Source organism: Methylosinus sp. R-45379 (genome assembly GCF_001644125.1).
Taxonomy (GTDB): Bacteria; Pseudomonadota; Alphaproteobacteria; order Rhizobiales; family Beijerinckiaceae; genus Methylosinus.
In genome coordinates, this window is sequence record NZ_LUUM01000249.1 from 1 (window position 1) to 10,095 (window position 10,095).

Annotated in this window: 12 protein-coding genes and 1 pseudogene; 4 read left to right on the forward strand and 9 right to left on the reverse strand. The window is 63.8% G+C overall.

What is annotated here, in order from left to right; genetic code table 11:
• Positions 1-1,016 (forward strand): annotated as a pseudogene (locus A1351_RS11935) (Ti-type conjugative transfer relaxase TraA); the annotation flags it as partial.
• A gap of 142 nt (positions 1,017-1,158) precedes the next feature.
• Here A1351_RS11935 and A1351_RS11940 read toward each other — a convergent pair.
• Both A1351_RS11940 and A1351_RS11945 read right to left on the reverse strand, forming a co-directional pair.
• A complete protein-coding gene (locus A1351_RS11940; RefSeq protein ID WP_064033059.1) occupies positions 1,159-1,740 on the reverse strand; it encodes a histidine phosphatase family protein in 582 nt (193 codons plus the stop codon).
• Positions 1,741-1,859: 119 nt separating this feature from the next.
• Positions 1,860-2,777: a S41 family peptidase gene (locus tag A1351_RS11945; RefSeq protein WP_245291639.1), complete on the reverse strand. Its 918-nt coding sequence runs from the start codon at positions 2,775-2,777 to the stop codon at positions 1,860-1,862.
• Positions 2,778-3,000: 223 nt separating this feature from the next.
• Between A1351_RS11945 and A1351_RS24750 the strand changes: the two genes are divergently transcribed.
• Positions 3,001-3,168, forward strand: a complete 168-nt coding sequence (locus tag A1351_RS24750) for a hypothetical protein (protein ID WP_157096278.1) — start codon at positions 3,001-3,003, stop codon at positions 3,166-3,168.
• Positions 3,169-3,249: 81 nt separating this feature from the next.
• On the forward strand, positions 3,250-3,480 hold the full coding sequence (locus tag A1351_RS11950; RefSeq protein WP_024880388.1) for an AlpA family transcriptional regulator: 231 nt from the start codon (positions 3,250-3,252) through the stop codon (positions 3,478-3,480).
• A 1-nt stretch (position 3,481) separates the two neighbouring features.
• Here A1351_RS11950 and A1351_RS11955 read toward each other — a convergent pair whose 3' ends face one another.
• From A1351_RS11955 to A1351_RS11975, 5 genes are all read right to left on the reverse strand, one after another.
• A complete protein-coding gene (locus A1351_RS11955) occupies positions 3,482-4,831 on the reverse strand; it encodes a site-specific integrase (RefSeq protein WP_198162366.1) in 1,350 nt (449 codons plus the stop codon).
• Positions 4,832-5,052: 221 nt separating this feature from the next.
• The gene (gene guaA / locus A1351_RS11960; RefSeq protein WP_064033062.1) at positions 5,053-6,654 is read right to left on the reverse strand and encodes a glutamine-hydrolyzing GMP synthase; all 1,602 of its coding nucleotides are present in this window, start codon (positions 6,652-6,654) and stop codon (positions 5,053-5,055) included.
• Positions 6,655-6,789: 135 nt separating this feature from the next.
• Positions 6,790-7,104 (reverse strand): type II toxin-antitoxin system RelE/ParE family toxin, encoded by a 315-nt coding sequence (locus tag A1351_RS11965; protein ID WP_024880385.1) that lies wholly within the window; start codon positions 7,102-7,104, stop codon positions 6,790-6,792.
• Positions 7,101-7,370 (reverse strand): type II toxin-antitoxin system ParD family antitoxin, encoded by a 270-nt coding sequence (locus tag A1351_RS11970; protein WP_024880384.1) that lies wholly within the window; start codon positions 7,368-7,370, stop codon positions 7,101-7,103. Before A1351_RS11970 ends, A1351_RS11965 begins: the two co-directional genes overlap by 4 nt.
• Positions 7,371-7,456: 86 nt before the next feature.
• Positions 7,457-8,749, reverse strand: coding sequence for an RsmB/NOP family class I SAM-dependent RNA methyltransferase (locus tag A1351_RS11975; RefSeq protein ID WP_064033063.1), 1,293 nt, complete (start codon positions 8,747-8,749; stop codon positions 7,457-7,459).
• A 204-nt stretch (positions 8,750-8,953) separates the two neighbouring features.
• On the opposite strand from A1351_RS11975, the gene A1351_RS25350 reads away from it, so the two are divergent.
• The gene (locus A1351_RS25350) at positions 8,954-9,097 is read left to right on the forward strand and encodes a hypothetical protein (RefSeq protein ID WP_018266023.1); all 144 of its coding nucleotides are present in this window, start codon (positions 8,954-8,956) and stop codon (positions 9,095-9,097) included.
• A 66-nt stretch (positions 9,098-9,163) separates the two neighbouring features.
• On the opposite strand, the gene A1351_RS11980 is transcribed toward A1351_RS25350, so the two are convergent.
• The gene (locus A1351_RS11980; protein ID WP_024880382.1) at positions 9,164-9,784 is read right to left on the reverse strand and encodes a hypothetical protein; all 621 of its coding nucleotides are present in this window, start codon (positions 9,782-9,784) and stop codon (positions 9,164-9,166) included.
• The coding region (locus tag A1351_RS11985; protein ID WP_210178255.1) for a hypothetical protein at positions 9,781-10,095 on the reverse strand (315 nt) is incomplete at its 5' end. The genes A1351_RS11985 and A1351_RS11980, both read right to left, overlap by 4 nt.

A 10,095-nucleotide genomic window follows, 5' to 3' on the forward strand; every position in this document is an offset into this window, starting at 1 on the left:
CTCCAAGGGGCACGATCGGCCGTTCCGTTCGTTTTGACCTGAAGGATTACGACCGCATCGACCACGGCTATGCTGCAACCATCCACAAGGCGCAGGGCATGACCGTGGACCGCACCCATGTTCTGGCCACGCCGGGCCTGGACGCCCACGGCGCCTATGTCGCCATTTCGCGCCACCGCGACGGCATGGAGCTGCATTATGGCCATGACGACTTCGCCAGCCAGGATCGGCTTGTCGGCGCCCTGTCGCGCGACCGGGCCAAGGATATGGCGTCGGATTACGAGCGGCTCGAGCCGGCGCGCGATTATGCCGAACGGCGCGGCATCACCTTCCGCGCCCAAGTGGCCGAGATCGTGCGCAAGGTGCCCGAAAAGGTGCGCGGCATGTTCGACGGCCTGCGCCTGCCCGCCGGTGGCGGACAGGGGCCGGAAAGGAAGGTGGCGGAAGACCCGGAAATGGCGCTGCGCCGCGCCCGCACCAAGTCGCTAATCCGCCATGCCCGCGCCGTGGATGCGATCTTCGAGATGCAGGTGAGAGGCGGCAAGGCCAACCCGGAGCAGGTGAAGGAATTGCAGGAGGCCCGCAAGGTCTTCGAGGAGGTGCGGCCCTATGGCTCGCACGATGCCGAAGCCGCCTACAAGAAGAACCCGGAACTCGCCTCGGAAGCGGCCACGGGGCGCACCGCCCGCGCCATCCGCGCCCTACAGCTCGAAACCGAACTGCGCACCGATCCGCAGCGCCGCGCCGATCGCTTCGTGGAACGCTGGCGGGAACTCGGCCAGACCAGCCAGCGCCAGTATCGGGCGGCGGACATGTCCGGCTACAAGGCCACGCGATCGGCGATGGGCGACATGGCGATGAGCCTCGAACGCGATCCGCAGCTCGAGTCAATCCTCGCCGGCCGCAAGCGAGACCTTGGAATCGGTGGTGACTTCGACTCAGGCCGCAGTCTCGGTCGGGCATTGGCCTTTACCCACGGCCTCGACCTTGGCAGAGGTCGGAGCATCGGACTGTAGGACCATCCTATTCAACGCCGTTCGCCCTGTCGCAAATCATGTTACAGGCGTTTCGCCACCTGTGACAAAGATATGCGACACGAAAGCCCTGATTTTTCAGAGATGGCTGGTCTGTTGCGGGAGTTAGGGTTTCCGCGACAAGCTAAGACGACGCGATATCCTGCCAGCCGTGAATCAACGTTCTTTTTTCCGCCTCGAATGCAAAGTAGCAGCCGCCACCCGATATAGGTTGTCCGCGTTTCCTCGATATCGGTTCGCCCATGAGATCGCACAGAAGGAGCGTGCCGACCCCGCCGTGAGAGAAAATGCAGATGTCGCCTTCACCCTCTCGGCTTGCGACGCAATCCGCCACGGATTCCCTGATCCGCGTCTGGGCATCAATCGCTCTCTCCCACCCAAGAACGCTTTCGTGCGGGCTGTCGAAGAAGCGAGCCACTATCTCCCAGAAGCGGGGTGGTTCTACGTATCCGGTCGATGAACGATCATTCTCACCGAGGCGCGCCTCGATCTTAAACTCAAGCCGCCGCTCTGCTTTCAGCGCTTCAGCGCAATCCGTCGCCTTCCGCTCGCTGCTCGTAAACACATCGCTCACGGTCGAAAGTTCAGGACGCGCGCAGAACGACTTGATGCGGGACCAGCCTCTTTCCGAAAGCTGCCAGTCAGGCACAGGGATAGTCGGGTCGATCACGACTTCGGGATGCGCTACAAGGTAGATTGTCGTCATTCTGTTACCAATGGTGCCGTCGCAAAACTCCCAATATTTGCTCTATTTTTATACCGGACTTTTGCAGCGCCCGAAATTCGGGATTTCCGCGACAGTAGGTCTTAAGCCTTATTGGCCAGTTATTGCCGACTTGCCAGCGGAGTAACTGGCTGCCCCTTCGCCAGAGCTATCGCAGTTTCCTGAGTGGCTTCCGGCGTAGCCGGAACGTCAGGATGCACGCCGACGCCACCCCAGTTGCCGCGCGTGATTGGATTTTCGGCCCTGCCTGTCGGCACAACAACAAAGAGGTCGGAGCCGAGATCATTCAGACCGCCCGGATTCGCGCCGCCGCGTGTCTTTTCACCAACCACGGTCACGCGCTTGAGCACTTGCAGGTCGTAGGCAAACTCCTCGCCTGCCGAATAGGTTTTGGGGCCAACCATTACATAAACGGGCTTGCCGAGATAGCTCACCGGCGTCGGTGAGTTCCAAAACGACTCCGTTCTGAAAGTCGAAGTCCCACGATTCCGCCAAATGAGATCATTGATATGAACGCGCGTGCCGGGATCGAGGAAGAAGCTGGCGAGGTAGGCAACAGACGCCGGATGGCCGCCGCCATTGTCCTGCATGTCGATGATGAGCGCGGCGGTATCCGACAGGCGGCGCATGGCGTCGTCGGCGGCCGGGTTGAAGACCTCGGGCGGAACGAACCGCGCCAAGTGGATGTATCCGATATTGCCGTCTAACCGTTTCACCTCGAAGCCGGCATCCTGCGGGGCAGAAGGCAGGGGCTGGTTGCGGAACGGCGAGCCAAAGATAACCCTCATATGGCTATCCTTGGTCATCGCTCGGAGCTGTTCGGTCAGTTGCACCGCAAACTTGCTCGGATCGGTGACGCCAGCATAGGCGTTCTCCGCCAACGACTTCTCCAGCGCATCCGCCGCTTGCACTCCCTTATCTGGAAACACGTAATCTTCACGTAACTTGACGGCGATGCCGTCGATCAGTTGCCTGACGGTCGCCTGATCCAAGGAGACGCTTTGCGTTGCGTCGGACACCGCTGCTCTTGTCGCGGATGGAACTGCCATCAACGCAGAGACTGCCACGAGGCAGGCGGCTAGGAACGGTGATTTACGGTGCTGCATCTGGCCCTCGGTTAGTTCAAAGCACTATAGCGTCTGTCAACTTTGGACAAATCTATGGCGAATATTATGTCGCGAAAATCCCAAAACCTACAACAACCCTACATCACCGAGCCAGCGCTCACACGTTGATCGTGCAATGCTCACCAGCCGCAAGGCCGGGCTCGGTATCGGGATCGAATCAGGCCGCAGCCTAGGCCGCGAACTGGCTTTCACCCACGATATCACCTCGGACGAGGCCGGGGAATCGGATTGTAGAACCATCCTATTTACCGCCGTTTCTACGCCAAACTACTACGACGTCTAAATAATTATTGCACAACGAGAAATAGTTGCTCTGTCTGGTCTCTGTAATCGTCAGAACCGACCAGGAGGAGGCAGCACGGCCATGCGCCAATCAGATCGTATCATCCGCCTGAACACCGTTCTTTCACGCACTGGCCTTTCCCGGTCCACCATCTACCGGAAGATCGCCGAGGGCACTTTCCCACCCCAGATCAAGATCAGCACCAACGGCGCCGGCTGGAAGGAGTCCGACATCGACCGCTGGATCGCCGATCCCGCCGGCTGGCGGCCACCAATGACGACGACTGACAGAATGGACGCGAGCCGCACGTAGTTCAGAGATCGTCGTCCAGTTCGTCGTCGTGGACCTCGGCGGCACGTCGCTTCGCTTCGGCGATCAGCTCCTTGGCGGATTCGCCCTTCACCCAAGCGTCGAGCATATCAGCCCAGCACTGAAGCATGATCTTCCGCTCGACGAGGTAGCGGTTCACGTTGTAGACGGCCGCGATCCGGTTCCGAGGCGCGTGGGCCAAGCTCATTTCGATCCAGCGGTCATCGAACTTGGCGCGGTTCAGGCCGGTCGAAAACGTGCGGCGCAGGTCGTGAACGCCGAAGCTCTGAAAGTCCGGGTCATCCTCGCGGATACGCTCCACGACCGTGTCGATCACGCGGTTGAGCGTGGCGTTGCTTATGGGCGTGTCGCTGTCGTATCGGCCGGGATGCAGGTATCGGCTGACGCCGAACATGGTGCGGAACGCCGTCAGAATGTCGAGCGCCTGATCGCTCAGCGGGACGACATGCGCCTTGCCGGCCTTCATGCGCTCGGCCGGGATCGTCCAGCGCGCGGCGGCGAAGTCGATTTCCTTCCATGTGGCGTCGATGAACTCCGACTTGCGAACGCCGGTCAGCAGGACAAACTTCACCGCTGAGCGCAACGTGGGCGCCGCCGTCACATGATCCAACGCCGCCAGGACCGCGCGGACCTCCGATGGAGACAGGGCGCGCTCGCGCGGCTCGAAGGTGGCGATAGTGCTGGTGCGGATCGACTCGGCCGGGTTGCTCACGTCCAGCCCGCTTCCCTGAGCATGGCGGAACACCAGCAACACGACCTCGCGGACATGCACGGCGACGGCCGGCCCGCGCTTCTCTTTGACCTCGTCGCACAGATGTTTGAGGCGTTGCGGCGTCACTTCCCCCAGCTTGAGCTTCGACAACTCTCCTGCAATGGCGCGGTCATAGACGGATCGGCGCATCGCCAGGGTGCTGTCGGCCAGTTTCTCGGCCCCCGACTTGGGATCGGCTTTGTGCCTGAAATAGGCTTCCGCCCATCCGCCGAACGTCAGCGCCTCGGCTGACGCGGTGCGTTTCTCCACCTTGGCTTTCGACGGCGACTCACCCCGCTCGACCTGACGCCGGGCGCGCGCCAGCAGCGTCCTGGCCTCCGCAAGCGACACCTCCATGCCGTATTCCAGCGCGTCGGGCGCCCGTGTGAGCTTGCGCGCCGCCTCGGCGCTATATCGGCCGATGGTCAGCGTCTCCTGCCGTCCGTTCACCCGGTAGTGGTATCGGAACGAGATGACACCCGTGGGCGTGACGGCCGCGTGCATCCCGTCGCGGTCCGCCACCTTATACAGCTTGGCCCTCGGCTTCAGAATTTTTAGTTCTTTATCAGTGAGATGGCCCATAAACCCGCATCCGGTCTGGGGGCAAACCGATACCATCAAGAGGGGCTGTTGGTATCGGAAGCCCGTTTCTCGACCATCCTGCGCCATACCAACATCGCTACCAACAAAGTGGCTCGGCTGGGGTGACACGCAGCGATACGGGGTGGGAAAAATAATCCTTGTCAGTCAAAGAGTTCGTGCGATTTCCGGCACGGGGCGGGATGGTCTGAAACCACCCTAATTCACTCCCACTCGATCGTCCCCGGCGGCTTGCTGGTCACGTCGTACACCACGCGATTCACCCCGCGCACCTCATTGATGATGCGCGTCGCCGCCCGGCCTAGAAAATTCATGTTGAAGGGGTAGAAATCCGCGGTCATTCCGTCGGTGCTCGTCACCGCGCGCAGGGCGCAGACATGGTCGTAGCTGCGGCCGTCACCCATCACGCCCACTGTGCGCACTGGCAGCAGCACGGCGAAGGCCTGCCAGATCACATCATAGAGCCCGGCCTTGCGGATCTCGTCGAGATAGATGGCGTCCGCCTTGCGCAGAATTTCCAGCTTCTCGCGGCTGATCCCGCCGGGGCAGCGGATCGCGAGGCCGGGGCCGGGGAAGGGGTGGCGGCCGACGAAAGCCTCCGGCAGGCCCAGCTCGCGGCCGAGCGCGCGCACCTCGTCCTTGAACAATTCGCGCAAGGGCTCGACCAGCTTCATATTCATGCGCTCGGGCAGGCCGCCGACATTGTGATGCGATTTGATCGTAACCGAAGGCCCGCCGGAGAAGGACACACTCTCGATCACATCCGGATAGAGCGTGCCCTGCGCAAGAAATTGTGGCGCGCCGCGCCCGTCTGCGGCGATCTTCTTCGCCTCTTCCTCGAAGGTCTCGATGAACAGGCGGCCGATCGTCTTGCGCTTGACCTCCGGGTCCTCGACGCCTTCCAGCGCTTGCAGGAACAGCTCCTGCGCCTCCACATGCACGAGCGGGATGTTGTAGTGATCGCGGAAGAGGGTGACGACCTCCTCCGCCTCGCCGCCGCGCAACAGGCCGTGATCGACGAAGACGCAGGTGAGCGCATCGCCGATCGCCTCATGGATCAGCACGGCGGCGACGGCGGAATCGACGCCGCCCGAAAGCCCGCAGAGCACGCGGCCGGCGCCCACTTGGCGGCGCACGGCTTCGATCGCCTCGCCGCGAAAGGCCGACATGGTCCAGTCGGATTTCAGCCCGGCGACATTATGGACGAAGTTGGAGATGAGCTTGGCGCCATCCGGCGTATGCGCGACCTCGAGATGGAATTGCACGCCGTAATAGCGGCGGGCTTCGTCGGCGATCGCGCCCATGGGGGCGTTCTCGGAGGCGGCGATAACGCGAAAGCCTTCCGGCAGGCGGGTGACGCGGTCGCCATGGCTCATCCACACGGGATAGCGGGAACCCTTTTCCCACACGCCGGCAAAGAGCGGGCTCTCCTCGACGACGCCGATCTCGGCGCGGCCGAATTCGCGATGATGGCCGCCCTCCACCGCGCCGCCCAATTGCGCGGCCAGCAATTGCTCGCCGTAGCAAATGGCGAGCACGGGGATTTTCGCGTCGAAAATGCTCTGCGGCGCGCGCGGCGAGCCGTCCTCGGTGACGGAGCAGGGGCCGCCGGAGAGGATCACCGCCTTGGGGCGGATTTCGGCGAAGGCGCGCTCGGCGCTCTGGAAGGGCGCGATCTCGCAATAGACGCCCGCCTCGCGCACGCGCCGCGCGATGAGCTGCGTCACCTGTGAGCCGAAATCGACGATCAGCAGCTTGTCGTGGCGATCGGCGATGTCGTGGTGGAAGCTCTCAGTGGCGGTCATGCTGGTCTTTCGTGTGTGGGGGCTCGCGAGAGCTAGTGACTACCCCTCGCAGTCGGCAATGCGCAAGAGCGCGGCGCGCGCCCGGGATGTTGGACCCGGCCTGCGAAAGGCGAAGGCACTGTCGCCGAGGACCACTCACATTTGCGGAGGTTTCTCCGAAAACATCGTCTCGGCGTCCTGCGCCCCATGAATGACGCGCACGATTCCAATTGGACGCATCGACGGCTCATAGACGATCAAATAGGAAAAGACCGGCCAAAACTTCACCTTCTCGTCGGTGAGGTCCTCTCTTTTGTGCCCTATCCCCGGGCTCTCGGCGATGACGCGCAGCGCGCGACGAATTTCGCCCAGCACATGCCGGGCGAGCGTCGGCCCGCCTCGGCGAGTCAGATAGCGCCTTATGGCGTCGAGGTCGCTCTGGGCTTCCGGCGAAAGGCGAAAGCGGCTCACTCGGCGCCGCGCGGCTCCTCGGCGTCGATCTCCGCTTCCAGCCGATCGAACACGTCCTCGCCGTCCTCGCCTTTTCCGGCCCGCAGCGACTCGAGGCCCGCAGCGATCTGCGCGCGGATCTCATCCTTGCGCCAGGCCTCCAGCCGGTCGCGCTCCTCCATCAGGCGCAGCGCTTCGCGCACCACTTCGCTCGCGGAGGTGTAGCGGCCGGTCTGCACCTTCTGATGCACCAGCTGCTCGAGCTCTGGGGTGAGGCTCACATTCATGGGCTCGCTCGCTATGGGCTCGCTCGGGGACAAAGGTTTCTTCGGCCAAAGATAGCGCAATAACGAGCTTTGACAAATTTCGCTATTCACCCGCGCTTCAGCACGCACACATAGAACCCATCCGTCCCTGCCGTGTGCGGCGTCAGGCGAATGCCCGCCCCATGCGGCGAGGCGAATTGCGCTAGCTCCGGCAGCCCGGCCTTGGCCGCCGCTTCCTCCGCCGGAACGGCGGAAAATTCCGCATGTCCCTCGAGAAAGCGCGCGATCTGCGCCTCATTCTCGTCGATCAGCAGCGAGCAGGTGACATAGACCACGCGCCCGCCCGCCTTCACGAAGCGCGGGGCCTTGTCCAGCAGCTCCCGCTGCTCGGCGATGCGCTGCTCGATCGCGCCTGGGGCGAGGCGCCATTTGGCGTCGGGATGGCGGCGCCAGGTTCCGGTTCCAGTGCAGGGCGCGTCGATCAGCACGAGGCCGCAGCGCGCCTCGAGATCGGCGAGCACATCCGCCTTCCCGCGCGGGGCGCGGACCTGCACATTGCGCGCGCCGGCCCGCTCGAGCCGCGGATAGATGGGCGTGAGGCGGCGGCCATCGTCGTCGAAAGCGTAGATCTGCCCGCGATTGTGCATCTGCCCGGCCAGCGCCAGCGTCTTGCCGCCACCGCCGGCGCACAGGTCCAGAACCTGCTCGCCCGGCTCGGCGGCGCAGAGCAGGGCGGCGAGCTGCGAGCCTTCGTCCTGCGGCTCGACCAGACCTTTGACATAGGCGGGCTCGGCCGTCAGCGCCGGGCCGCGCCCCTTGGCCGGCGGCGCGATGCGCAGGCCGAGCGGCGACAGAGGCGTCGGCTCCGGCGAAAGATGCGCGAGACGGCGCAGCGCGTCCTCGCGCGAGGCCTTCAAAATATTGGCGCGCAGATCGACCGGCGCGCGCGCGGCGAGAGCGCGGCCCTCCTCGGCGGCGGCCGCGCCGAAGGCGGCGGCGAAGCGCTCGGCCAGCCATTCGGGATAGTCGCCGAGAATATGCGCCGGCGCGCCTTCGAGCGTCGCTGTGGCGAGGCGCTCGCGCTCCTCGGCCGTGAGCGGGGCGGGGGCGTGGCCCTCGCCGGAAAACAGCGCCGCGATCTCATCGACGGAAAGCCCGTGCGATTCGCGCAGCGCGCCGATGACGACGGCGCGAGGCGATTCGTCGCCCATCAGGAAAGCGGCCGAGGCGCGCTTGCGCAGCGTGTCGAACACGAGGCTCGATATGGACGCGCGGTCCTTGGAGCCGGCGAATCGGTGCGAAAGTCCCCAGTCCTTGATCGCATCGGCGGCCGGACGGCGGCGCTCGGCGAGCTCGGCGAGGATTTCAATGGCGGCGGAGACTTGTGCAGCGGGAGTCATGTCGCTTTTGCTTTACGGCCTCGCGGGCCGGCAGGCCAGCGCCAGCGCGCCTCGAGAGGTGAGATAGCGCATGGAAAAGCAAAAAGTCTCAGAAAATCGCCATGGTAGAGCTCACGGCCACAATCTGGCCTCAATAGCCTCGCTGAAGTCATGCTGCGCCGCGAAAGCCACGGCGTTTTCCACACATACCGTCGGAAGCCAAAGATGCGCTCTCTTCGTCCGTTCGCCGCTATTCTGCTCGCTCTCTCGCTGGCCGCCTGCGCGGCTCAGTCGCAGCCCGACCTGACCCCGCCGCCGAAGAAGCCGCTCGACGCCAAGACGCAGCTCGAGACCGGCCGCAAATACTGAGCTTCGCTTCGCCGCAGCGGATCGTCAGGAAAAGACGATCCGCGCGGCGAAGATCGTTCCGCAGCGTCATTCCGCGGTCGAGGATGCGTCCGCGTAGAGCAGCGCCAGCAGTTTTGCCGACAATTCTTGCGTGGACAGTCCCAGAGCGAAGGCAGTCTGTCGATAATCGCCGTTGAAACGGCGCAATGTGCGCAGGACGAGCCGCCGTTCGACGGCCTCGATCGAATAGCCGATGAGCATGTCCACGGCTATATCCGCTGTGTCGAGCGGAATTTGTCCACGACTTTGAGGAGCCTGAGCGGCGGCGCGATCGATCGCGTCTTCGTCTCCGGCTATGAGCAGGATTCGGTTCCGCTCGGAATCGGCGTCGGAGAGGACGCGAGGACGGCGGGGTGATTCACGACCGATCGGCTCTTCCTTCGACGCCAGTGAAAACGCGACTGGATCCCCGACGGAAAGATATGGCCCGTCTTCGTCGAACCGCACCAGAAACTGCGGCGCCAGGCCTTGAAAGTCCGCGATATAGACGAGCGTCAGCTCCGCGCCGAGCGTCCGCAGTCTGACGCGCCGATACTTGCTCTGCTCGTCCCCGGATCGGCGCCGGCTGCCCGGCTCGTCGTCGCGGCGCAGGCCACGCCGTCCAAATGGCGCCACGCCGGAGGCGCGTGTGGAATGGTCCGCCATCATTCGCCGCCTCGCGCCTGCCAGCCCGCATAGGCGCCGACAATCGCCGACAGGAAGACCAGAGCCGCGCAAGCAACCCCTCCGGCAGTCAGAAAGCCGACGACCGCGCCGGAGACTGCGGCGATCATCATTCCGGTGACAGTGTCAGACACGCGGATATCCCTGGCCTCGAGGTCGCGGTGGGCCGCGCGCTCGTCCGGGACTGCAAGCCCGTCGCCGCCGAAGCTCGAAGGGAAAGAAGACATTTTTTCATCCCCGCGTCGGCGCAGGGCTGCAGCGTCGAACTCCCGATTCTGCGGCATAAACGGTCCTTT